The organism is Pseudomonas sp. S36 (assembly GCF_016647875.1).
Taxonomy (GTDB): domain Bacteria; phylum Pseudomonadota; class Gammaproteobacteria; order Pseudomonadales; family Pseudomonadaceae; genus Aquipseudomonas; species Aquipseudomonas parafulva.
In genome coordinates, this window is the sequence record NZ_JACVVG010000015.1 from 1 (window position 1) to 22,714 (window position 22,714).

Here is a 22,714-nt window from a genome sequence, read left to right on the forward strand (position 1 = left end):
GCGTTGCGGCGCATCGCGAGCTTCGCTCGCTCCTACAGGGGGGTAGAAGCGAGCGATATATCGTTGCTTACGACGATAAGTACGAAGACCGGGTCAACCCAAGGCGCAACGCATCCAGGTACTGGGTACGTTCGCGTGCGGTGATCTTGGCGCTGGCCACCTTGTCGCGGTAATGGGTCATCAGCTCCTCCGGCGACAGGTGCACATAGCGCAGCATGTCCTCGATGGTGTCGTGAGTCTCGATACCGGCGTGGTAAACGCTGCCATCAGCGTTCTGGTAGATGTTCACCGAGTCGGTATCACCGAACAGGTTGTGCATATCGCCCAGGATCTCCTGGTACGCGCCCACCAGGAACACACCCAGCAGGTAGTCCTCGCCCTCGTTCAAGGCATGCACCGGCATGCTGGTCTCGATGCTCTGCTCATCCACGTACTGGTTGATCTTGCCGTCGGAATCGCAGGTCAGGTCCTGCAGCACAGCGCGGCGCAGGGGCTCTTCGTCCAGGCGGTGCAGCGGGATGATCGGCAGCACCTGGCCAATGGCCCAGGTGTCGGGCAGGCTCTGGAACACCGAGAAGTTGCAGATGTACTTGTCGGCAAGCTTGTCATTCAATTCGTCCAGCACCTGGCGGTGGGAGCGCTGGCGAGCCTTCAGCGAGTTGTGCAGGCGGCGGCACACGGCAAAGTAGCACTGTTCGGCCAGGGCCTTCTCGGCCAGGGTCAGCTTGCCGTCGGCATACTGCGCCGCCACGTCACCCATGTAGTGGGTGGCGCGCCAGTAGGTCTCGGTCACCATCTCGATGTCGGTAGGGCCCAGCAGGTCAACCAGCCACTGCACGGTCTCGGGCAGGGCTGCCTTGTTCTCGATGGTCGGCACCTGGTCGTTGTGTTTCTCGACGTCGGTCACCTGGATCACCAGCATGGCATGGTGCGCGGTCAGCGAGCGGCCACTCTCGGAGAAGATGTGCGGGTGCGGCAGGCCCTGCGCGTCGCAGAATTCCTTGAGCATGCCCACCACCACGCCGGCGTAGTCGTCCATGTCGTAGTTGATCGAGCTGGCATTGCGCGAGTGGGTGCCGTCGTAGTCAACGCCCAGGCCACCGCCCACGTCGATATGGTCCACCGGCAGGCCCAGGGCACGCAGTTCGCCGTAATAGCGGATGGCTTCCTTGAACCCATGCTGGTAGTCGGCCAGGTTGGCGATCTGCGAGCCCATGTGGAAGTGCAGCAGGCGGATACCCTGGTCCAGCCCGGCATCACGGAAACGCTGTACCACCGAAATCAGCTGCGCGGCCGACAACCCGAACTTGGACTTCTCGCCACCGGTGTCGGCCCATTTGCTCGAGGCCAGCGACGACAGGCGCACCCGCAGGCCCACCTGCGGCTTGACCTTGAGCTCGGCGGCCTCGTCGATCACCAACGCCACTTCCGACTCTTTCTCGATGACGATGAACACGTTGTGGCCCAGCTTCTGGCCCATCAGCGCCAGGCGGATGAACTCACGGTCCTTGTAGCCGTTGCAGACAATGGTGCCGCCCTTGGGCGCCAGTGCCAACACTGCCAGCAGCTCAGGCTTGGAGCCGGCTTCCAGGCCGATGGACACGTTCTGCGTGGCGATGATGTTTTCCACCACCGCTTCCTGCTGGTTGACCTTGATCGGGTACAGCGCGGTGTACTGGCTCTGGTATTCCAGGCGCGCAATGTTGGCATCGAAGGCACCGGTCAGCTGGCGCACGCGGTCCTGCAGAATGCCAGGGAAGCGCACCAGCAACGGCAGCGACAGCCCACTCTGACGCAGCTCGTCCACCTGCTCGAACAGGTCGATCGGGGCACTGTCCGGCCCATTGGGGCGCACTTCGACGCGCCCGGCATCATTGATGGCGAAGTAACCAGCGCCCCAATGGCGGATGCCATACACACTGCGGCTGTCGGCCACGGTCCATTGGCTACCATCGTCTTTGCGTGTGCGTCGTACGGACATTCAAGTCCCCTATAAGTAAGTCGAAAACACGGCCCTGCCAGCTGGCGGGCGCAGTGTAAAAGCCAAAAGTGACGGTTCGTCTGTTGCCTGGGTAGACCCTGGTCACAGCAACGAGTTTAGAAAGCACCGGGCAAAAAGACTCAGCCGCCGGACTTCTTCGCCTTGAAACCCTGCTTGATGAGCTCGGCAACCAACAGCTCTACATGGTCGCCCTGAATTTCGATAACCCCGTCCTTCAACGCACCACCGGTACCACAGCGGCGCTTGAGGGTGGTGGCCAGCTCCTTGAGCTGATCCAGCGGCAGCAGCACCCCGGTGACGGTGGTCACGGTCTTGCCGCCGCGGCCTTTGCTTTCGCGGCGCACGCGGGCAATGCCATCCCCTTCGGGGATAGCCTGCTGCTTGCAGGTGCAGGCATCCAACGGCTGGCCACAGTCGGGGCAATGCCGACCGGCATCGGTGGAGTAAACGAGACCGCCAAGGGCGGAAAAGGAAGAAGCTTTCTTGGCCACTTTTGTTCCTCTGCGCTGAGGACAAAAACTGGTCGAGCCTGGGACAAGGCCGACCGCAAAGCCCCACTCTGGCAGGGGCAGCGCTACTGCCGCAAGGTGTTGCGGCAGCCTGAAAAGGGCGCGCAGTGTAACGATAAATCTGGCTATTGTGTAGGCGCGCCGTGATCGCGAGCGAAGTATTTGCACAGGAGCAGGGTCATTGGCCAGCCCCACTTCCTGAGCAACAAGCAAGTACTCAAAGGCTGGCTTTATACCGCTGCAACGCCGCCAACGAATCCGGGCAATAAGGTTCGCTCAGGCTCTGCACCTCAGCCTGCTCCAAGCCCATGAACCGCGCCTCCATCACCTCTTCCGGCTGCAAGCGCAACGGCGCATCGGACACCGCCGAATAAACTGCACACCACAAGCGGTTGCCAGGCTGGTCAAAGTAGAACCGCTCATGAAAGCGCAGTTCAACGCCCTCCACCCCCAGTTCCTCAGCCAGCTCCCTGGCCGCAGACTCGGCATAGCCCTCGCCCGCTGCGACCATACCCCCTGCCGCGACGTCCCAATAACCTGGGTACAGCGCCTTGCTCAAGGTGCGCCTGTGCACGCACAGCTCACCGGCGGTATTGAACAGCAGGATGAAGGTGCAGCGGCCGATCAGGCCGCGTTCGCGTAACTGCGCCCGGGGCAAAGCCCCCTGCACCTGGTCGGCTTCATCCACCCAGGTCACCAGCTCGCGGTCTGAAGCCGCCCGGTGGGCGGCCTCGCGGGCAGTGATGCTCACCTTAGCCCTGCGACAGCAACTGGCGCAGGTCGATGACGGCAGCGTTGGCGCGGGAGATGTAGTTGGCCATGACCAGCGAGTGGTTGGCCCACATGCCAAAGCCGCTGCCATTGAGCACCATCGGGCTCCACAGCGGTTCCTGCGAGGCTTCCAGTTCACGAATGATCTGGCGCACGCTCACCGTGGCATTCTTCTTCGCCAGCACGTCGGCGAAGTCCACCTCGATGGCGCGCAGCAGGTGCGACAGTGCCCAGGCCTGACCACGGGCCTCGTAGAACACGTTGTCAATCTGCAGCCAAGGGGTTTCCACCACTTCCTCGTCCACCTGCGGCGCCTGGCCAGCCACCACCGAGTCGGTCTTGGACGTGGTGTTGAGCTTGACCCGGCCGACGCTGGCCGACAGGCGCTGGGACAGCGAACCCAGGCGGGTGGCGACATCGCCCAGCCAGTTGTTCAGGTTGTCGGCGCGGGTGTAGAAGATTGCACCTTTGTCACCCGAGGCCAGGCGTGCCTGGTAGCGCGACAGCGACTTGATACCTTCCTCGAACTCCGACTCGCTGGAAGGCAGAATCCAGCTCTTGTTGTCGAAGTTGAAGCGTGGCTCGGCCTTGGCCAGGTCGGCGTCTTCGGTGGACTGCGACTGCGAACGGGCGAAGTCCTTGCGCAGGGCCCGGGACAGGTCACGCACCTGGACCAGTACGCCGTATTCCCAGCTCGGCATGTTGTCCATCCACAGCCCTGGTGGGAAGCGGTCGTTGGAAATGTAACCGCCCGGTTTGTCCAGCAACGTGCCGGCCACGGTCTTGAGGGTTTCGATGGTGGTGTAACCCACGACCATCTGCTGGGCGTTACGTTGAGCGGCCGCTTGCGCGTTCTGCTGGACCGGGAACAGGTCCGGCTCCTGGCTCCAGTACCAGCCAAGGCCAATGCAGACCAACAGGTACAACCCGACCAGGGTCAGCAGCGCACGGCTCCACAACCCGCCAAAGTAGCTACGGGCGGCAGCGCCGCGGCTGTCGGCACGCTCACGGGGCTCGGCTTTCGCCTCGCGGTTTTTCCAGTCCAGCATGGCTTTGTCCTTAATCAGTCACGACGGTTCAGGGGCTTGGACCACAGGCCTACGCCAGGGTGCCACGGCAAGCCCGCCTTGCTGCACTATAAAGCAGACACTGCCTTACGCATAAACGACTCATCAGTCATGAACTGAATAGTGATCCTGGTCATTTTGTTGACATGTGACACTCACCCTGCAATGAAGAGGTGCTAGCATAGAGCCATCACTGCCCCTGCATACCACAACCTACAAAGTAGCCAGGACATGAGCCAAGCAGTCGAGCCGAGCCCGCAGCGCCCCGCCCAGCAGCTCACGCGTAGCGGCCTGCGCAAGGATGACCCGCTCGACCAGGTACTACTCGCGCCTGTGCGCAGGCCGGTCTACATCCTGCTGCAGGACCACGAGCGTGCCGAGCGCCTCGCGCAACAACTGGAATTCTTCGGCCTTGGCGTACAGGCGTTGCCAACGGCTGATGCGTTTCGTGCCTCCTTCAGTGAATGCCCGCCGTCGGCGGTGATCATGGATGTCGATTTCAGTGGCGCCGGCCAAGGCCTGGCACTGGCTGCCGAGATCCAGGCCAGCCTGGTAAAACCCGTGCCGTTGCTGTTCTTCAGCCACCACGAAACCGACACCCCTACCCGCCTGGCTGCGGTCAGGGCAGGTGGCCAGGACTTTCTCACCGGCACCCTGGAGGCCTCCAGCCTGCTGGAGAAGGTCGAACGCTTGACCGACGCCGCCCCCTACGACCCACTGCGGGTGCTGATCATCGATGACTCGCGCACCCAGGCCTTGTACACCGAACGGGTACTGGCTGGGGCGGGCATGGTTACCCGCAGCCTGAGCGACCCGATTCGCACCATGGCCGAACTGGCCGACTTTCAGCCCGACCTGATCATCCTGGATATGTACATGCCCGCCTGCACGGGCCCGGAGCTGGCCAAGGTCATCCGTCACAACGACCGTTACGTCAGCGTGCCGATCATCTACCTGTCGGCCGAAGACGACCTGGACAAGCAGCTCGATGCCATGAGTGAAGGCGGCGACGATTTCCTGACCAAACCGTTTCGCTCACGCCACCTGATCACCACCGTGCGCAACCGCGCCGCCCGCGCCAGGCACCTGAAGGCACGCATGGTGCGCGACAGCCTGACGGGCCTGTACAACCACACACACATCCTGCAACTGCTCGAAGACTGCAGCTTCCGGGCGCGGCGTGAGTGCCAGCCGCTCAGCTTTGCCATGCTCGACATCGACCATTTCAAGAAGATCAACGACCGCCACGGCCACCCCATGGGTGACCGAGTGATCAAGAGCCTGGCGCTGTTCCTCAAGCAGCGGCTACGCAAGTCCGATTTCATTGGCCGTTACGGCGGTGAGGAATTCGCCATCGTCATGCCCAATACCGCCCTGGACGCGGCGCACAAGGTGCTGGACGAGATCCGCCGGCGCTTTGCCGACATCCTGTACCCGGCCCAACCCCGGGACCTGCAGTGCACCTTCAGTGCAGGTGTGGTGCAACTGGATGACGGGCTGGACGCACTGACCATGGCCAGTGCCGCCGATGAAGCCCTGTACCGGGCCAAGCATGCGGGCCGTAACTGCGTGGTACGCGTAGAGCCTTGAAACGGGACCTACGCAAATAGCGGCACTTTGCCACTTTTTTTGACGCCAGGCCTTTGTCGTCATCACCACGTCATAAAATCGCAATAACTTCAGGCGCCTATCTCCCCCCTGCGCAGGAAGTGTGCGGCTATGCGCCTGAAGTGGCTGACCAATTTCAACACGCTGTTGCTGGTGACCGTGTGCATTGCGCTGGCGGCCACGTTGTGGTGGTCGCAGCGGGCGCTGGAACGCCCTTACCAGATGATGGAGCGCTACCTGGGCCTGTCCCAGCAGTTCCAGAACCAGGCGGCGCGCAATATCCAGGCCTACCTGGGCAGCGGCGATGCCCTGCGCCACGCTGCCGCGCTGGAAGCCACCCAACAGTTACAGGCGGGCCTGGCCGAATGGCCGGGCGAACTCGCCGATAAACTCCGGCCTAGCCTGGATGGGCTGCAGGCCTTCACCGCCGGCGATCTGCTGGCGGCAGGCAAGCTGGCAGGCGACCCGCAAGCCCTGCTGTTGCAGGCCGAGCGTGAACTGGGCGCCAACCTTGAGCAACTGGCCGGCTATGCCCGGGACAGCAACAGCCCTGACGCCAACCGTTATCAGGTGCCGTTGCTGGATGCCGCCGTGCACCTGGGCCGGCTGTCGCTTGCACGGGACAAGCTGGTCAGCAGTGGCCGACCGGAGCTTGCCGATGAAGTGGAGCGTGAACTGCAACTGATACGCGCCCAGGCCCAGGTCATCGACGGCCTGCCGCTGCTAGGGGTGACCCGCGCCGCCGAGTCCGGGGCGGACGATTTTGCCGCCATGATGGGCCTGCAAACCCAGGCCAGCGAGCAGCAGGAAGATGTGGCCGTGCCCCTCAAGCGCGAACTGCAGAGCCTGGTGAGCCGCTACCCTGCCGAGCTGCAACGCACCCGCGCCCAGATCGAGCGGCGCGCCGCATTGGCGACCAGCACCGGCCAGCGTCTGGATGCGGTGCAACAGGCCATTGCCGCCCTGGAACCAGAAGTCCGCAACCTGCATGGCAAGATTGCAGCTGAAGTACGCATCATCCAGGGCCTGATGATCGGCTTGATCTTGTTGATCGCCTTGTTGATCGACACGCTGCAACGGCGCCTTGCGCGCACCCTCACCAGCTTGGCCCCGGCCCTGTCGCGCTGGGCCGAAGGCGACTTCGCCCAGGCCATCGCCCTGGGCAAGACCAACCGCGAACTGCACGATATTCAGGAATCGCTCAACCGCCTGCGCCAGTACCTGGTCGAGCTGGTGGGCACCATCCGCCACAATGCCGAACAGGTAGCCGGCAGCAGCCATGCCCTGGCAGGCATGAGCGCCGCCCTGCACGACGGCGCCCAGCGCCAGGCCGGCGACACCGGCCAGATCCGCGACGCCCTGGGCGAGCTGGAGGCGACCATCCAGCAGGTGGCCGGCGATGCCAGCGCCGCCGCCCATGCCAGCCGTGATGCCGGGCGTGCGGTGGAACAGGGTCAGACGGTGATTGGCCAGAGCCTGACAGGGCTGCGCACGCTGGTCGACGAGGTGCAGGGCAACGCCCGCATGATCGAGCAGTTGGCCGAGGAGTCTGCCACCATTGGCGGGGTGCTTACGGTCATCCGCTCGATCGCCGAGCAGACCAACCTGCTGGCCCTGAACGCTGCCATCGAGGCGGCCCGCGCTGGCGAAATGGGCCGCGGCTTTGCAGTAGTGGCCGATGAGGTGCGCTCCCTGGCCCAGCGCACCACGGGTGCCACCGGCGAAATCCAGACGCTGATCGACCGGCTGCAGCAGGCGGCCAGAAGCGCCGTGACCGGCATGCGCACCCAGCTTGAGCACGCCGAGGCGACCGCCAGCCAGGCGCAGACGGCGGACGGCGCGCTGGATGAAATCGTCTGCGCCATCCGCACCATCTCCGATACCGCCGTGCGCATCGCCGACGTCACCGCCCAGCAGAGCGGCGCCGTGAGCGAAATTCGTGACCACAGCGAACGTATCCATGAACTGGGCGGCGACAACCTGCAGCGCATAGGCGAAGGCCGCGAGCAAGGCGAACAGTTGCTGAGCCTGGGTAGCGAGCTGAACCGGGCGGTGCGCGCGTTCAGGGTGTGAGCCAGTGCCCATGGGGGACATCACACGGGCGCTCCGCTATCATGCGCGGCACGTTCCACCTCGCGAGTCCGCCATGCGCCGCCTGTTTTTCCTGTTGTTCCTGCTGCTGGCCAGCCCGGTGTTCGCCACCGGCCTGCTTTACAACCGCCCCAGCGCCACCCTTGGCGCCGCCTCGCTGTCCAACAATGCCGACTTCCTGCCGGTGCACGAGGCCTTCAAGCTCAGCCTGGTACAGGCCGATGCGCACAGCATCAAGCTGCGCTTTGTGGCCACCGATGGCTACTACCTGTACCGCCACCGGTTCCAGTTCCATACCGAGCCGGCAGATATCGCCCTGGGCACGCCGAATATCCCGAAAGGCGAGCCCAAGCATGATGAGTTTTTCGGCGACGTCGAGGTGTATCACGGGGTGCTCGACATCGAACTGCCGCGTACAGACTCCCGTGCATTCACGTTGCAGGTGGGTTACCAGGGCTGCGCCGACAAGGGCCTGTGCTACCCGCCGGAAACCGAACGCATCAGTATCGACGGCCAAGGCGCCAGCACCGCACTGGCTAGCCCTTCTGCCCCTGGCAGCGAGCAGGGCTGGACGTGGAAGTCACTGCTGCTGTTCTTTCTCGCCGGCCTGGGCCTGACCTTTACCCCTTGTGTGCTGCCGATGCTGCCGATTCTGTCCGGGGTGGTGCTGCGCGGCCAGGTAGGCGGGTTGCGCGGCCTGGCGTTGTCGCTGGCGTATGTATTGCCGATGGCCGCAAGCTTTGCCGCCCTGGGCGCGCTGATGGGCCTGTTTGGCGCAGGCCTCAACCTGCAGGCCCGCTTGCAGTCGGCCTGGGTGCTGGTGCCCTTCGCGCTGTTCTTCGTGGTGTTCGCCCTGGCCATGTTCGGCTTGTTCGAACTGAAACTGCCACAGTCGCTGAGCAGCCGCCTGGACAGTGTGGCCAGCCGCACCAAAGGCGGCTCGCTGCTGGGCGCGGCAGCGCTGGGGGTGCTGTCGAGCCTGCTGGTTTCACCCTGCGTTTCGGCCCCCTTGGCCGGTGCCCTGCTCTACATCAGCGCCAGTGGCGACGCCCTGGGCGGCGCCCTCAAGTTGTTTGCCCTGGGCCTGGGCATGGGCGCCCCGCTGCTGCTGATCGCCACCGGTGGTGCCGCCTGGCTGCCGAAAGGCGGAGCCTGGATGAACACGGTGAAAAATGCCATTGGCGTGCTGTTGCTGGGGCTGGCTGTCGGCCTGCTCAGCCGCGTGCTGCCCGGCCCGCTGACGTTGTTGCTGGTGGGCCTGCTGAGCGCCGGTGTGGCGCTGTTTCTCGGCGCCCTTGAGTTCGTGGTCAAGTCGCCACGCCAGCGCCTGGCACAGTTGCTGGGCCTGGCGTTGCTGGTGTACGCCCTGGCGTGCTGGTACGGCGCGCTCAGTGGCCAGGGCGATCCGCTGCGGCCATTGCCGCCCGCCGTTCAGGCGGGTGTCGGCACCCCTTCGGCACCGGCCGACGCCTGGCAAACCCTAACCGCCCCCGCCGCCCTGGACGCAGCGCTGGCGCAGGCCAAGGCGGCTGGCCAACCGGTGCTACTGGACTGGTATGCCGACTGGTGCATCAGTTGCAAGGTGATCGAGCACGAGGTGCTGAATGCCGCACAGGTGCGCCCGCAGTTGGCTGGGTTCAAGCTGCTGCGCTTCGATATCACCCAAAGTGATGCCGCCCAACGCGGCCTGCTGGACCGGTACGGGCTGTTCGGCCCACCTGCAATCCTGTTTTTTGGCGGTAATGGCAGCGAAATTACCGCTGATCGGGTCATTGGTGAAGTAAACGCCGATCAATTTGCCGCTATTCTTCAGCGCGTACGCGCTACTGCAGGGCTTTGAGGCGCCCGTATGCCGGGCGCAAACCTGCGCTGAGTGACCGGATCCAAACATCCGGTCACATACTTCGCGCGAACCTCGGGCATCGTGCTGGCTATTTCGGGGAACTGGACACTTGGTACCCCTTTACGGCACACTCGCCGCGCTGTGTCGAATTGCCCTACAAATCCAAGGAATCCGCAGATGGCAACGCTACTGGTGCTTCACGGCCCCAACCTGAACCTGCTCGGTACCCGCGAGCCTGGCCACTACGGCGCCGTGACCCTGGCCCAGATCAACCAGGACCTGGAGCAACGCGCCCGTGCAGCGGGCCACCATTTGCAGTATTTGCAGAGCAATGCCGAATACGAACTGATCGAGCGCATTCACGCGGCGCGCAATGAGGGTGTGGACTTCATCCTGATCAATCCGGCGGCGTTCACCCATACAAGTGTCGCATTACGTGACGCGTTGCTTGCGGTGAGCATCCCATTCATCGAAGTGCACCTGTCCAACGTGCACAAACGCGAACCGTTCCGCCATCACTCCTACTTTTCCGACGTTGCAGTGGGTGTGATCTGCGGCCTGGGCGCCAGCGGTTATCGGCTGGCCCTGGAGTCTGCGCTGGAACAACTGGCTGCCAACGCACAGCCCAAATAATGAAAACCCTGGCCTCGGTGGCCAGGGTCGAGAGAAACGTGTCGACACGTTTTTACCTTTCGCCCCCTGACCGAACCTTTGGGAGTTGATGATTAATGGATATCCGTAAAGTCAAGAAACTGATCGAGCTGCTGGAAGAGTCTGGCATCGACGAGCTGGAGATCAAGGAAGGCGAAGAGTCTGTCCGTATCAGCCGTCACAGCAAGACCCCGGCCGCCCAGCAGTTCTACGCACCTGCGCCAATGGCCGCTGCCCCAGTAGCCGCCCCGGCAGCGGCCGCGGCCCCGGTTGCTGAAGCCGCTGCTGCTGCCCCTGCCCTGAAAGGCACCGTGGTCCGCTCGCCAATGGTCGGCACCTTCTACCGCAAGCCTTCGCCGACCTCGCCGAACTTCGCTGAAGTTGGCCAGACCGTGAAAAAAGGCGACACCCTGTGCATCGTCGAAGCCATGAAGATGATGAACCACATCGAAGCCGAAATCGGCGGTGTGATCGACGCCATCCTGGTAGAAGACGGCCAGCCGGTTGAGTTCGACCAGCCGCTGTTCACCGTCGTTTGAATCGCGGAGAGCCAACGATGTCTGGGAAGCTCGAAAAAGTCCTGATCGCCAACCGTGGGGAAATTGCCCTGCGGATCCTGCGTGCCTGCAAAGAGCTGGGCATCAAGACCGTCGCGGTGCACTCCACCGCCGACCGTGAACTGATGCACCTGGGCCTGGCAGACGAGTCGGTCTGCATCGGCCCTGCATCGTCCAAGGATTCCTACCTGCATATTCCGGCAATCATCGCGGCCGCCGAAGTCACCGGCGCCACGGCGATCCACCCGGGCTACGGCTTCCTGGCGGAAAACGCCGACTTCGCCGAACAGGTGGAAAAATCCGGGTTCGCCTTCATCGGCCCCAAAGCTGACACCATTCGCCTGATGGGCGACAAGGTTTCGGCCAAGGACGCCATGATCAGGACCGGCGTACCTACCGTGCCGGGCTCCGATGGCCCGCTGCCGGAAGACGAAGACATGGCCCTGGCCATTGCCCGTGAAGTCGGCTACCCGGTGATCATCAAGGCTGCTGGTGGCGGTGGTGGTCGCGGCATGCGCGTGGTGCACAAGGAAGAGGACCTGATTGCCTCGGCCAAGCTCACCCGTACCGAAGCCGGTGCTGCCTTCGGCAACCCGATGGTGTACCTGGAGAAGTTCCTGACCAACCCGCGCCACGTTGAAGTGCAGGTGCTGTCGGACGGCCAGGGCAACGCCATCCACCTGGGCGACCGTGACTGCTCGCTGCAGCGCCGTCACCAGAAGGTACTGGAAGAAGCGCCGGCCCCGGGCATCGACGAGAAAGCCCGCCAGGAAGTGTTCAAGCGCTGCGTGGACGCGTGCATCGAGATCGGCTACCGCGGTGCGGGTACTTTCGAGTTCCTGTACGAAGACGGTCGCTTCTACTTCATCGAGATGAACACCCGCGTACAGGTTGAGCACCCGGTTTCGGAAATGGTCACCGGTGTCGACATCGTCAAGGAGATGCTGAGCATCGCCGCTGGCAACAAGCTGTCGTTCCGCCAGGAAGATATCGTGGTCCACGGCCATTCGCTGGAATGCCGGATCAACGCCGAAGACCCGAAGAAGTTCATCCCGAGCCCAGGCACGGTGAAGCACTTCCACGCACCCGGCGGCAACGGCGTACGTGTTGATTCGCACCTGTACAGCGGCTACTCGGTACCGCCGAACTACGACTCGCTGATCGGCAAGCTGATCACCTGGGGCAAGGACCGCGACGAGGCCATGGCCCGTATGCGCAATGCCCTGGACGAAATCGTCGTCGATGGCATCAAGACCAACATCCCGCTGCACCGCGACCTGGTGCGTGATGAAGGCTTCTGCAACGGCGGCGTCAACATTCACTACCTCGAGCACAAACTGGCCAACCAGGATTGATCGTGTAGTGTGATGTTCAACAACCCCGGCCCTGGTGCCGGGGTTTTTTATGGCCCCTTCCGGGCCTGTGCTCACCCCTTCATCCGCGGCATTTCGATGCGGTGTTCATGTACGCGCCGATACAGCGTCGCGCGCGATATGCCCAATGCCCGCGCCGCTTCAGCCGGCTTCCAGCGGTGACGTATCAAGGCATCGAGCAGCAACTGCCGGGCGGGGCACGATACCCCCGGGGCATCTGCAACAGGGGGGTCGTGTTGCAGCGCCTGGGGCAGGTCTTTCATCCGGATGTGCCCGCCTTCACTCACTGCGCAGGCGTAGCGCAGCACCTGGCGCAACTGCCGCAGGTTCCCAGGCCAGCGGTACACCAATAGCGCTTGCAGTGCATCATTGGCCAACACGGCGTCGGTACTGCAGCCGGCTGCTTCTTCACTCAGCATCTGGTGGATCAACCCCAGCAGGTCCTCACGCTCACGCAGCGGCGGCAGCGCGAAGCTGGCGTTGGCCAGGCGGAAATAGAGGTCCTCCCGGAACTGGCCCTGCTCCACCCTCGCCGCCAGATCCCGGTGGGTCGCGCAGATCACCTGAATGTCCACGTGCTCACGCCGCGCCGCACCCAAGGGCGCCACTTCGCCGTCTGCCAGCACACGTAACAGGCGGGTTTGCAGGGTGAGGGGCATGTCGCCGATTTCATCGAGGAACAACGTGCCGCCGTCGGCCTGCTGCAACAGCCCCTGCATCCCTTTGCTGGAAGCCCCGGTAAACGCCCCCGCCGCATACCCGAACAGTTCGCTCTCGATCAGGCTTTCCGGAATGGCCGCACAGTTGAGGGCCACGAACGGCCCTTCGTGGCGCCGGCTCAGGCGATGCAACTGGCGGGCGAACACTTCCTTGCCAGCCCCCGTCTCGCCCAGCACCAGTATTGCCAGGCCGCAGTCCTTGACCCGCGTGGCCAACTGCAGGTGCTGCTCGATACGCGCGTCCTGGCCTTGCTGCACGGCCCGCGCAGGCGTGCGGCGCTGGGGCGGGCTGACCCGGCCGTACAGCCCGGCAAGGCCTGGCAGGCGCTGGGCGCTGGAGGCACTGACACGCCGCAGTTGCTCAGGGGCGAACAGCTCGCCGATGTGCGCCGGCAAGCGCCCAAGCCTTTGCGCCAGGTGCTCTCGTGCCAGGCTGTTGAGCGCCTGCAGGCGCCCATCGGCGTCCCAGGCCAGCAGGTAGTCGGGCTGGCTTTCCACGTAGCCCGGGGTGCCATGGGCACGCATCACCCAGTGCCCCTGCGCGCTGTGCATGAATACCGCGTTCTCGATCTCGCGCGCGGTCTGCTCCACCAGTTGGCGAATCAGGTGCTGGCTGCGACGGTCATCCGGCGACTGCAGGGCCGATACATCCAGCACGCCCAGCAACTCGCCTTGCGGGTCAAACACCGGCGCCGCCGTGCACGTCAGGCCGATGAAGGCCGCACGAAAGTGGTCGCGCTTGTGCACCGTGACCGGGGCCCTGCTGGTCAGCACCGCGGCCACCCCGCAGGTGCCCTCCACGCCCTCCGACCAGCAGGTGCCCAGGTCGAGCCCGGCCTTGCGGCAGTCCTTGCGGATGGCTGACTCGACGCGGTAGTCGATGGTACGGCCCTGGGCATCGGTCAGCAGCACGCAGTAGTCGGCGCCGCGCACCCGTTCATGCAGGCGTGCCACCGCATCGCCGGCAATGCGCAAAAACAGCTCGGCACGCTCGCGGCATTCGTTCAGCAGGCTGGGTGAAAGCACCCGCGGCCCTTGTTGGGAGGCAGGGTCAAGGCGGTATAGCTCCATGGAGCGGCGCCATGAATCCAGGATCAGCGGTGGCACCGGCGCCTGGGGCAGGCGGTCGGCATTTTTCAGCACCCGGCTGACGCAGTCGACATGGGCTCGGGAGTTCGCGGCAAGCATTCAGGCCCTCCGGTTCTCGTTACAGCTTTTTATGGTTGTGCGGCCATTAAGCGCCCGCTGGCATGCCCCGACAAGCACGGGGTGATTATCGGCTGGCTTGAGACGCAGCGTCTCAACGTTTCACCGGCTGCAGCCGCGCGCCGGCACCGGGCGTCTCAGCCTGCCTGGCGAGCCTGATCGCGAAATGCATGCAGGGCCCCTCTGCAACGGGCCTTTCCGGCAGCCTGCACAAAGCTGGCACCGGCCTTGCTCCAGCCCAGGCAAGCACGTGCGATGGGCCTGCACGCTGTGAACCGTTGAGACACCCCGGAGAACAACAACATGTCCAATCAACTGAGCACCGAACAACTGCTGCATGCCTACGAGGTGATGCGCACCATCCGCGCGTTCGAAGAACGCCTGCATGTCGAATTCGCCACCGGCGAGATACCCGGCTTTGTCCACCTTTATGCCGGCGAGGAAGCCTCGGCCGCCGGCGTCATGGCGCACTTGCGCGACAGCGACTGCATCGCCTCCAACCACCGTGGCCATGGCCACTGCATCGCCAAGGGCGTGGATGTGTACGGCATGATGGCCGAGATCTACGGCAAGAAGACCGGTGTGTGCGGCGGCAAGGGCGGCTCGATGCACATCGCCGACCTGGGCAAAGGCATGCTCGGGGCCAACGGCATCGTCGGCGCAGGCGCACCGCTTGTGGCCGGCGCCGCGCTGGCGGCCAGGATCAAGGGCCGTGACGATGTGGCGGTGGTGTTTTTTGGCGACGGCGGCTCCAACGAGGGTGCAGTATTCGAGGCCATGAACATGGCCGCGATCATGAAGCTTCCCTGCATCTTCGTGGCCGAGAACAACGGCTATGCCGAAGCCACCGCCTCGAACTGGTCGGTGGCCTGCAAGCACATCGCCGACCGCGCAGCAGGCTTCGGCATGCCAGGGGTGACCATCGATGGCTTTGACTTCTTTGCCGTGCACGAAGCTGCCGGCGCCGCCGTCGAACGGGCCCGCAGTGGTCAGGGCCCCTCGCTGGTCGAGGTGAAGCTCACCCGCTACTACGGCCACTTCGAAGGCGACGCACAAACCTACCGTGCGCCCGACGAGGTAAAGAACCTGCGCGAGACCCGCGACTGCCTGATGCAATTTCGCGACAAGACCACCCGGGCCGGTTGGCTGAGCGCCGCACAACTTGACGCTATCGATGCGCGCATCGAAGACCTGATCGAGGACGCCGTGCAGCGCGCCAAGGCCGACCCCAAACCGCAACCTGCCGACCTGCTGACCGACGTCTACGTCGCCTACCCCTGAGCTGCCCATAACAAGAACGACAGGAGAATCACCATGGCAAGAAAGATCAGCTACCAGCAAGCCATCAACGAAGCCCTGGCCCAGGAAATGGGCCGCGACGAGAGCGTTTTCATCATTGGCGAAGACGTCGCCGGCGGTGCCGGCGCGCCGGGCGAGGATGACGCCTGGGGCGGCGTACTGGGGGTTACCAAAGGCCTGTACCACCAGTTCCCCGGGCGGGTGCTGGACGCGCCGTTGTCCGAGCTTGGCTATGTGGGGGCAGCGGTGGGCGCCGCGACCCAAGGTCTGCGCCCGGTCTGCGAGCTGATGTTCGTCGACTTCGCCGGCTGCTGCCTGGACCAGATACTCAACCAGGCCGCGAAGTTTCGCTACATGTTCGGTGGCAAGGCGGTCACGCCCCTGGTGATGCGCACCATGTACGGTGCCGGGCTGCGTGCCGCTGCCCAGCACTCGCAAATGCTCACCTCGCTGTGGACGCACATTCCCGGGCTGAAGGTGGTGTGCCCGTCTTCGCCCTACGACGCCAAGGGCCTGTTGATCCAGGCCATTCGCGACAACGACCCGGTGATCTTCTGCGAGCACAAGCTGCTGTACAGCCTGCAGGGCGAGGTGCCGGAAGAGGTGTACAGCGTACCGTTCGGCGAGGCCAACTACCTGCGCGACGGTGACGATGTGACCCTGGTGACCTACGGCCGCATGGTCCATGTGGCACTGGAAGCTGCCAACAACCTTGCCCGCCAGGGGATCGACTGCGAGGTACTGGACCTGCGCACCACCAGCCCGCTGGACGAGGACAGCATTCTGGAAAGCGTGGAAAAAACCGGGCGCCTGGTCGTCATCGACGAAGCCAACCCGCGTTGTTCCGTGGCCACCGACATCAGCGCGCTCGTTGCACAAAAGGCGTTTGCCACACTCAAGGGGCCGATCGAGATGGTGACCGCACCGCATACCCCCGTGCCGTTCTCCGATGCGCTGGAAGACCTGTACATCCCTGACGCAGCCAAGATCGAGGCCGCCGTACGCAAGGTGATCGACGCGAAAAGGAGCGCCGCATGAGCCAGATCCATACCCTGACCATGCCCAAGTGGGGCCTGTCGATGACCGAAGGCCGGGTGGACACCTGGCTCAAGCAGGAGGGTGACCCGATCAGCAAAGGCGATGAAGTGCTGGACGTGGAGACCGACAAGATCAGCAGCAGCGTCGAGGCGCCTTTCAGCGGCGTGCTGCGCCGCGTGGTGGCCAAACCCGATGAAACCCTGCCGGTGGGGGCGCTGCTGGCGGTGGTGGTCGAAGGCGAGGCTGACGAGGCCGCAATCGATGCCGTGGTACAGCGGTTCCAGGCCGAGTTCGTCGCAGAGGGCAACGCCGACCAGGCCCAGGGGGCCGCCCCGCAAAAGGCCGAGGTGGCCGGGCAACTGCTACGCTGGTTCGAGCTGGGCGAAGGGGGTACGCCGCTGGTGCTGGTGCACGGCTTTGGCGGCGACCTGAACAACTGGTTGTACAACCACCCCGCCCTGGCCGCCGAGCGCCGGGTGATCGCCCTCGACCTGCCGGGCCACGGCGAGTCGGCCAAGGCTCTGCAACGCGGCGACCTGGGTGAGCTGGCCGAAACCGTGTTGGCCTTGCTTGACCACCTGGGCATCACCAAGGCTCACCTGGCTGGCCACTCGATGGGCGGCGCAGTGTGCCTGAACATTGCGCGCATGGCCCCGCAGCGGGTGGCAAGCCTGAGCCTGATCGCCAGCGTGGGCCTGGGCGAGCATATCAATGGGCAGTACCTGCAAGGCTTCGTGGCTGCCGCCAACCGCAATGCCCTGAAACCGCAAATGGCTCAGCTGTTCGCCGACCCGGCGCTGGTGACCCGGCAGATGCTGGAGGACATGCTCAAGTTCAAGCGGCTGGAGGGCGTGGACGGTGCCTTGCGCCAGCTGGCTTCGGGCCTTGCCGAGGGCGATACCCAGCGCCACGACCTGCGCCATGTACTTGCCCAGCAGCCGGCGCTGGTGATCTGGGGCGGCAAGGACGCGATCATCCCGGCCAGCCATGCCGAAGGCCTCGATGTTGAAGTGCTGCGGGTGCCTGAGGCTGGTCACATGGTGCAGATGGAGGCTGCCGAAGCGGTGAATCGCAGCATGCTGGCGTTTTTGCGCAGCGCCTGAAGGACCGGGGCTGCTACGCAGCCCATCGCGAGCTGCGCTCGCTCCTACATTTTTGTGGGCAATTATTCCAGTGTAGGAGCGGGCGGCGCTCGGGTTCACAGGCGGAAAAATCATCAGGGCGGGCACCTTCAAGCCCTCCCTCCCTCCTACCGTCGCTCACCCAATCTGCGTCATACTCGGCAAACTTATTGCCCGGTCATCGCCATGCGTCCACTGCTGCCTTTTACCTTGCTTCTGCTGCTTACCGCTTGTGGCGATGGCGAATCCCTGTTGCCGCCGGATGCCCGCCTGCCCGATGGCGGCCGCTACCGAGGCCAGGTGGTCGATGGCCTTCTGCAGGGCGAAGGGCGCATCGACTACCCCAACGGCAGCTGGTACGCCGGCACCTTCAAGAATGGCCAGTGGCACGGCCAGGGTGAATGGCATGGCCAGAACGGTGAGGTGTACCGTGGCCAGTTCAAGGATGGCCTGTTCGAAGGCCTGGGCGACCTGATCACCCCCGGCAGCCATTACGCCGGCACCTTCCGCCACGGCCGCCGTGACGGTGAAGGCACCCTCAAGCAGGCCGACCAGACCTACCGTGGCCAGTTCAAGGACGACCAGTACGAAGGCGCCGGCCAGCTGGAGCTGGCCGACGGCAGCCGCTACCAGGGCCTGTTCGCCAAAGGCAAACCCAACGGCGCCGGGGTACGCAGCGACGCCAGCGGCAACCAGTTCAGCGGGCGCTTCGTGGACGGCCAATTGCAAGGCACCGGTACTTACGACAGCGTCGACGGCGAGCAGTACATCGGTGAATTCAAGGACAACCGCCTGGAAGGCCGGGGCCGCTACGAAAATGCCGACGGTGATGTGTGGATCGGCCAGTTCAAGGACGGCGCGCTGGTGGGCGAAGGCGAAATGCTCGGCAGCGATGGCAGCCATTACAAAGGCGCCTTCGTCGACTGGCGCATGTCTGGCCACGGCAGCCTGCAACTGGCCGATGGCAGCCAGTACGTGGGTAACCTGCTCAACGATGCCTACCACGGCCAAGGGCGCCTGACCCTGGCCAACGGCCAGGTGCAAAGCGGGGTCTGGGCCAACGGCGTGCGCGTGCGCGACCAGCACGGCAAGCTGCTGCCCGACCCTCTCGACCTCGCCCTGCTCAACCAGGGCCGGCTGCTGGACGAAGCGCTGGCGGCAGTGCCGCGCTCGCTGGCGCCCATCCAGCTGTACAGCCTGGTGGTGGCCGGCGACGGGCAGCAGAGCGTGTTCCTGCGTGAGGCCGACTACGTCAGCAACCTGCTGAAGGTACGCTTCGGTGCCCGTGGCCAGGTAACCCTGGTCAATCACCGCGACTTCATGGCCACACGCCCCATGGCCACCCGCCAGAGCATTACCCGCGCGGCCCAGGCTCTGGCAGAACGCAGCGGCCCGCAAGACCTGCTGTTCATCTACCTAACCAGCCACGGCAGCGAGGATCACCAGCTGGTGCTGGACCAGCCACGGCTGCAGCTGGCGGACCTGTCTGCCGACGAGCTGGCCAGCGCCCTGGCACCGCTCAAGGACCGGGACAAGGTAATCGTCATCTCTGCCTGTTATTCCGGTGGCTACATCGCCGGCCTGAAGGACGAGCGCACCATGATCATGACCGCAGCGCGGGCTGACCGGGTGTCGTTCGGCTGCTCGGAAGAAGCCGACTTCACCTACTTTGGCGATGCCCTGTTCGCCCAGGCACTGAACCAGACCGACGACCTGAAACAGGCGTTTGAACTGGCGCGTGACAGTGTTGCCGAACGTGAACGAAGGGAAGGCTTCGAGGCGTCTGAACCGCAGCTGTGGGCGCCGCCCAAGGTGCTGGAACACTGGCAGCGTCTGCGCAGCCAGCAAGCCGAAGAAGCCTTGCGCAATGCCACCCATGCCAAGGTGGGGGCGCAGGCAAAAACGCCGCGCAACCACTAAGCTTGGGTGTAACAAGGGAGAGACATCATGTACTTGACGCCTCAGCATGTCCTGCTTGCCGGAGCGACCGGCCTGACCGGTGAACACCTGCTCGACCGCCTGCTCAACGAGCCGACCATCACCCGGGTGCTGGCACCGACCCGGCGGCCACTGGCCGAACATCCGCACCTGGAGAACCCCGTCGGCGACCCGGCGGTGTTCTTGCCACAGCTGGGTGGGCGTGTCGATATTGCCTATTGCTGCCTGGGCACCACGCTGAAACAGGCGGGCTCCGAGTCTGCGTTCAGGGCAGTGGACCTGGACATGGTAGTGGCCTTCAGCAAGCGGGCGCGGGAACTGGGCGCCCGTCACCTGTTGGTGATCAGCGCGCTGGGCGCAGACCCGAAATCCTCGATTTTCTACAACCGGGTCAAGGGTGAGATGGAGGACGCATTGAAGGCCCAGGACTGGCCACAGCTCACCATCGTGCGCCCCTCTTTGCTACTGGGAGAGCGCAGCCACCCGCGCCTTACAGAAAAACTCGCGGCGCCGTTTTCCAAGCTGATACCGGGCAAATACCGGGGTATCGAGGCCTGCACCTTGGCCAGGGCGCTGTGGCGCCTGGCGCTGGAAGAACAGGACGGGGTGCGCGTCGTCGAATCGGACGAGTTGCGAAAACTGGGCAAGCAGTAGCCGTCAAAGGCCGCCCGAGGCCCTGTACTCGATACCCGCTGCGGTCAGCAGGGACAGTGGCAGCAGCAGGGTATCGAGGAGCATGCTGGGCACAAGGTCAGCCTTTGCAAAATAGGGCGCCTCAACACCAAACCGATCCCGCGGGCAGCAGCCGCCATTGATCACGTACCAGTCCAGCCGAGCCCCGGCATACACCACCGGGGCCCCAGGTACATTCGCATCCAGTGTACGCACCGTGGCGCAGCCGCCCAGCGCAGCCACTGCCATCAGGCAGGCCAACGCTCGCTTCAATCATCCACCCCAAGGTGATGCTCACCCCAGCGCGGCAGCATGTCCTGCGGGATGTCCAGCAGGTTGAGAATGCGCGCCACCACAAAATCCACCAGGTCATCGATGGTCTGCGGCTGGTGATAGAACCCGGGCGCGGCAGGCAAAATCACCGCGCCCATCTGGGAGAGCTTGAGCATGTTCTCCAAGTGAATGGTGGAGAACGGCGCTTCGCGCGGCACCAGGATCAGCTGGCGACGCTCCTTGAGGGTCACATCGGCAGCCCGCTCGATCAGGTTGTTGCAGGCGCCAGTGGCAATGGCAGACAACGTGCCCGTCGAACAGGGCACTACCACCATGGCAGCGGGCGCGCCGGAGCCCGACGCAACCGGCGACATCCAGTCCTCCTTGCCGTACACCCGCACCTGCCCGGCGGCAGCGCCGGTGTACTCGGTAAGGAACGCCTGCATGGCCTGAGGCTTGGCCGGCAGCAGCACGTCGGTCTCGGTGGCCATCACCAGTTGTGCGGCCTTGGAGATCAGAAAGTGCACCTCGCGGTCCTCGCGTACCAGGCAGTCGAGCAGGCGCAGGCCATACTGAGCGCCCGAGGCCCCCGTCATGGCCAGTGTGATGCGCTGCGGCCCGCTCACTTCAGGGCCTCTGCCAGCTTGCCGTGCAGCCCGCCAAAGCCGCCGTTGCTCATGATCACCACGTGGGTGCCTGGGCGGGCCTGGCCCTTGATGTGCTCGATGATCGCCTCGAGGCTATCCGCCACCGTGCTCGGTACCGTGCACTGTGCGGCAGTGCCCGCCAGGTCCCAGCCCAGGTTGGCAGGCGCGTACCAGATGACCTGGTCGGCATCATTGACGCTTTCGGGCAGGCCGTCGCGGTGCGCCCCCAGCTTCATGGAATTGGAGCGTGGCTCGATCACCGCAATGATCGGCGCCTCGCCTACGCGCTTGCGCAGGCCGTCCAGGGTGGTGGCGATGGCGGTAGGGTGATGGGCGAAGTCGTCGTAGAGGGTTACACCCTGGACTTCAGCGACCTTTTCCATGCGCCGTTTAACGCTCTTGAATGCGCTGAGGCCTTCGATACCCATGGCGGCCACCACGCCCACATGGCGTGCTGCCGCCAGGGTAGCCAGGGCATTGGCCACGTTGTGCTGGCCAGTGAGGGCCCAGTCCACCACGCCCTGCACCTGGCCCTCGAACAGCACCTCGAAGCGCGACCCGTCAGGGCTGAGCAGGCGCGCCTGCCACTGCCCGCCATCGCCCGTGGTCTGTACCGGCGTCCAGCAACCCATGCCAATCACCCGCTCCAGCGCCTGTTCGGAGGTGGGGTGAATCACCAGGCCTTCGCTGGGGATGGTCCGCACCAGATGATGGAACTGCCGCTCGATGGCCGCCAGGTCCGGGAAGATATCTGCGTGGTCGAATTCCAGGTTGTTCAGGATGGCGGTGCGTGGGTGGTAATGCACGAACTTGGAGCGTTTGTCGAAGAACGCGCTGTCGTATTCGTCAGCCTCTACCACGAAGAAGGGCGTCGCGCCCAGGCGGGCCGACACCGAGAAATTCTGCGGCACGCCGCCAATCAGGAAACCCGGGCTCATGCCAGCGTGCTCCAGCACCCAGGCGAGCATGCTGCTGGTGGTGGTCTTGCCGTGGGTACCCGCTACCGCCAGTACCCAGCGCCCCTGCAGCACATGGTCGGCCAGCCACTGCGGGCCAGACACATAGGGCAGGCCCTTGTTCAGCACGTACTCCACTGCCGGGTTGCCGCGGGACATGGCGTTGCCGATGACCACAAGGTCTGGCGCCGGGTCGAGTTGCGCAGGGTCGTAGCCCTGGGTCAGCTCGATGCCCTGGGCTTCAAGCTGGGAGCTCATGGGCGGATAGACATTGGCGTCGGAGCCCGTGACGCGGTGGCCAAGTTCCTTGGCCAGCACCGCCAGCGAGCCCATGAAGGTGCCGCAAATACCGAGAATGTGAATATGCATGGTC

At 64.3% G+C, this 22,714-nt stretch carries 19 protein-coding genes; 11 read left to right on the forward strand and 8 right to left on the reverse strand.

The features are described 5' to 3' along the window. Positions 1–67: 67 nt before the first annotated feature. From speA to IAE36_RS10755, 4 genes are all read right to left on the reverse strand, one after another. Positions 68–1,981, reverse strand: coding sequence for an arginine decarboxylase (gene speA / locus IAE36_RS10740; RefSeq protein ID WP_201212332.1), 1,914 nt, complete (start codon positions 1,979–1,981; stop codon positions 68–70). A 140-nt stretch (positions 1,982–2,121) separates the two neighbouring features. After that, a complete protein-coding gene (locus tag IAE36_RS10745) occupies positions 2,122–2,493 on the reverse strand; it encodes a translation initiation factor Sui1 (protein WP_201212334.1) in 372 nt (123 codons plus the stop codon). A gap of 235 nt (positions 2,494–2,728) precedes the next feature. After that, positions 2,729–3,262 carry an NUDIX hydrolase gene (locus IAE36_RS10750; protein WP_201212336.1) on the reverse strand — a complete coding sequence of 178 codons (534 nt, stop codon included), beginning with the start codon at positions 3,260–3,262 and terminating at the stop codon, positions 2,729–2,731. 1 nt (position 3,263) lies between these two features. After that, a complete protein-coding gene (locus tag IAE36_RS10755) occupies positions 3,264–4,331 on the reverse strand; it encodes a DUF2333 family protein (protein ID WP_028633007.1) in 1,068 nt (355 codons plus the stop codon). Between the two features lie 249 nt (positions 4,332–4,580). On the opposite strand from IAE36_RS10755, the gene IAE36_RS10760 reads away from it, so the two are divergent. The 6 genes from IAE36_RS10760 to accC all read left to right on the forward strand — a co-directional run bounded on the left by IAE36_RS10760 (position 4,581) and on the right by accC (position 12,454). Then, entirely contained in the window at positions 4,581–5,939 is a 1,359-nt protein-coding gene (locus IAE36_RS10760; RefSeq protein WP_060482299.1) for a diguanylate cyclase, read from the forward strand. 129 nt (positions 5,940–6,068) lie between these two features. Beyond that, a complete protein-coding gene (locus IAE36_RS10765) occupies positions 6,069–8,030 on the forward strand; it encodes a methyl-accepting chemotaxis protein (protein ID WP_201212338.1) in 1,962 nt (653 codons plus the stop codon). A gap of 73 nt (positions 8,031–8,103) precedes the next feature. Continuing rightward, positions 8,104–9,888: a protein-disulfide reductase DsbD gene (locus IAE36_RS10770; RefSeq protein ID WP_201212340.1), complete on the forward strand. Its 1,785-nt coding sequence runs from the start codon at positions 8,104–8,106 to the stop codon at positions 9,886–9,888. Between the two features lie 180 nt (positions 9,889–10,068). Further along, the gene (gene aroQ / locus IAE36_RS10775) at positions 10,069–10,524 is read left to right on the forward strand and encodes a type II 3-dehydroquinate dehydratase (RefSeq protein ID WP_028633011.1); all 456 of its coding nucleotides are present in this window, start codon (positions 10,069–10,071) and stop codon (positions 10,522–10,524) included. Positions 10,525–10,619: 95 nt separating this feature from the next. Next, positions 10,620–11,081 (forward strand): acetyl-CoA carboxylase biotin carboxyl carrier protein, encoded by a 462-nt coding sequence (accB, locus tag IAE36_RS10780; protein ID WP_060482302.1) that lies wholly within the window; start codon positions 10,620–10,622, stop codon positions 11,079–11,081. Between the two features lie 17 nt (positions 11,082–11,098). Further along, positions 11,099–12,454 (forward strand): acetyl-CoA carboxylase biotin carboxylase subunit, encoded by a 1,356-nt coding sequence (accC, locus tag IAE36_RS10785; protein ID WP_201212342.1) that lies wholly within the window; start codon positions 11,099–11,101, stop codon positions 12,452–12,454. Positions 12,455–12,525: 71 nt separating this feature from the next. Here the strand turns inward: accC and IAE36_RS10790 are convergent, their stop codons facing one another. Continuing rightward, positions 12,526–14,379 carry a sigma-54-dependent Fis family transcriptional regulator gene (locus IAE36_RS10790; RefSeq protein WP_201212344.1) on the reverse strand — a complete coding sequence of 618 codons (1,854 nt, stop codon included), beginning with the start codon at positions 14,377–14,379 and terminating at the stop codon, positions 12,526–12,528. Between the two features lie 321 nt (positions 14,380–14,700). Between IAE36_RS10790 and IAE36_RS10795 the strand changes: the two genes are divergently transcribed. From IAE36_RS10795 to IAE36_RS10815, 5 genes are all read left to right on the forward strand, one after another. Continuing rightward, positions 14,701–15,678 carry a thiamine pyrophosphate-dependent dehydrogenase E1 component subunit alpha gene (locus IAE36_RS10795; protein WP_201212346.1) on the forward strand — a complete coding sequence of 326 codons (978 nt, stop codon included), beginning with the start codon at positions 14,701–14,703 and terminating at the stop codon, positions 15,676–15,678. A 33-nt stretch (positions 15,679–15,711) separates the two neighbouring features. Then, positions 15,712–16,734: an alpha-ketoacid dehydrogenase subunit beta gene (locus IAE36_RS10800; protein ID WP_201212348.1), complete on the forward strand. Its 1,023-nt coding sequence runs from the start codon at positions 15,712–15,714 to the stop codon at positions 16,732–16,734. Continuing rightward, positions 16,731–17,837 (forward strand): acetoin dehydrogenase dihydrolipoyllysine-residue acetyltransferase subunit, encoded by a 1,107-nt coding sequence (locus IAE36_RS10805; protein ID WP_201212350.1) that lies wholly within the window; start codon positions 16,731–16,733, stop codon positions 17,835–17,837. The genes IAE36_RS10800 and IAE36_RS10805 overlap by 4 nt, the downstream gene beginning before the upstream one ends. 204 nt (positions 17,838–18,041) lie before the next feature. After that, a complete protein-coding gene (locus IAE36_RS10810) occupies positions 18,042–19,775 on the forward strand; it encodes a C13 family peptidase (protein WP_201212352.1) in 1,734 nt (577 codons plus the stop codon). A 27-nt stretch (positions 19,776–19,802) separates the two neighbouring features. Then, positions 19,803–20,447, forward strand: coding sequence for an oxidoreductase (locus tag IAE36_RS10815; RefSeq protein ID WP_201212354.1), 645 nt, complete (start codon positions 19,803–19,805; stop codon positions 20,445–20,447). Between the two features lie 3 nt (positions 20,448–20,450). On the opposite strand, the gene IAE36_RS10820 is transcribed toward IAE36_RS10815, so the two are convergent. Genes IAE36_RS10820 through mpl form a run of 3 tightly spaced genes read right to left on the reverse strand, consistent with a single transcriptional unit; the run spans position 20,451 to position 22,710 of the window. Next, positions 20,451–20,738 carry a YceK/YidQ family lipoprotein gene (locus tag IAE36_RS10820; protein ID WP_201212356.1) on the reverse strand — a complete coding sequence of 96 codons (288 nt, stop codon included), beginning with the start codon at positions 20,736–20,738 and terminating at the stop codon, positions 20,451–20,453. Beyond that, complete coding sequence (gene ubiX / locus IAE36_RS10825) at positions 20,735–21,364, reverse strand: flavin prenyltransferase UbiX (RefSeq protein ID WP_028633021.1); 630 nt, start codon at positions 21,362–21,364, stop codon at positions 20,735–20,737. The genes IAE36_RS10820 and ubiX overlap by 4 nt, the downstream gene beginning before the upstream one ends. Continuing rightward, on the reverse strand, positions 21,361–22,710 hold the full coding sequence (gene mpl, locus IAE36_RS10830) for a UDP-N-acetylmuramate:L-alanyl-gamma-D-glutamyl-meso-diaminopimelate ligase (protein ID WP_201212358.1): 1,350 nt from the start codon (positions 22,708–22,710) through the stop codon (positions 21,361–21,363). The genes ubiX and mpl overlap by 4 nt, the downstream gene beginning before the upstream one ends. Between the last annotated feature and the right edge of the window lie 4 nt (positions 22,711–22,714).

What these genes read in the sequence shown, in the direction of transcription:
- IAE36_RS10800 (WP_201212348.1), top strand. Translation starts at nt 15,712, where the DNA reads ATGGCAAGAAAGATCAGCTACCAGCAAGCCATCAACGAAGCCCTGGCC.
- IAE36_RS10815 (WP_201212354.1), top strand. Translation starts at nt 19,803, where the DNA reads ATGTACTTGACGCCTCAGCATGTCCTGCTTGCCGGAGCGACCGGCCTG.
- mpl (WP_201212358.1), bottom strand. Translation starts at nt 22,710, where the DNA reads ATGCATATTCACATTCTCGGTATTTGCGGCACCTTCATGGGCTCGCTG.
- IAE36_RS10770 (WP_201212340.1), top strand. Translation starts at nt 8,104, where the DNA reads ATGCGCCGCCTGTTTTTCCTGTTGTTCCTGCTGCTGGCCAGCCCGGTG.
- IAE36_RS10810 (WP_201212352.1), top strand. Translation starts at nt 18,042, where the DNA reads ATGCGTCCACTGCTGCCTTTTACCTTGCTTCTGCTGCTTACCGCTTGT.
- accB (WP_060482302.1), top strand. Translation starts at nt 10,620, where the DNA reads ATGGATATCCGTAAAGTCAAGAAACTGATCGAGCTGCTGGAAGAGTCT.
- IAE36_RS10755 (WP_028633007.1), bottom strand. Translation starts at nt 4,331, where the DNA reads ATGCTGGACTGGAAAAACCGCGAGGCGAAAGCCGAGCCCCGTGAGCGT.
- IAE36_RS10760 (WP_060482299.1), top strand. Translation starts at nt 4,581, where the DNA reads ATGAGCCAAGCAGTCGAGCCGAGCCCGCAGCGCCCCGCCCAGCAGCTC.
- aroQ (WP_028633011.1), top strand. Translation starts at nt 10,069, where the DNA reads ATGGCAACGCTACTGGTGCTTCACGGCCCCAACCTGAACCTGCTCGGT.
- IAE36_RS10805 (WP_201212350.1), top strand. Translation starts at nt 16,731, where the DNA reads ATGAGCCAGATCCATACCCTGACCATGCCCAAGTGGGGCCTGTCGATG.
- IAE36_RS10795 (WP_201212346.1), top strand. Translation starts at nt 14,701, where the DNA reads ATGTCCAATCAACTGAGCACCGAACAACTGCTGCATGCCTACGAGGTG.
- speA (WP_201212332.1), bottom strand. Translation starts at nt 1,981, where the DNA reads ATGTCCGTACGACGCACACGCAAAGACGATGGTAGCCAATGGACCGTG.
- IAE36_RS10790 (WP_201212344.1), bottom strand. Translation starts at nt 14,379, where the DNA reads ATGCTTGCCGCGAACTCCCGAGCCCATGTCGACTGCGTCAGCCGGGTG.
- IAE36_RS10765 (WP_201212338.1), top strand. Translation starts at nt 6,069, where the DNA reads ATGCGCCTGAAGTGGCTGACCAATTTCAACACGCTGTTGCTGGTGACC.
- accC (WP_201212342.1), top strand. Translation starts at nt 11,099, where the DNA reads ATGTCTGGGAAGCTCGAAAAAGTCCTGATCGCCAACCGTGGGGAAATT.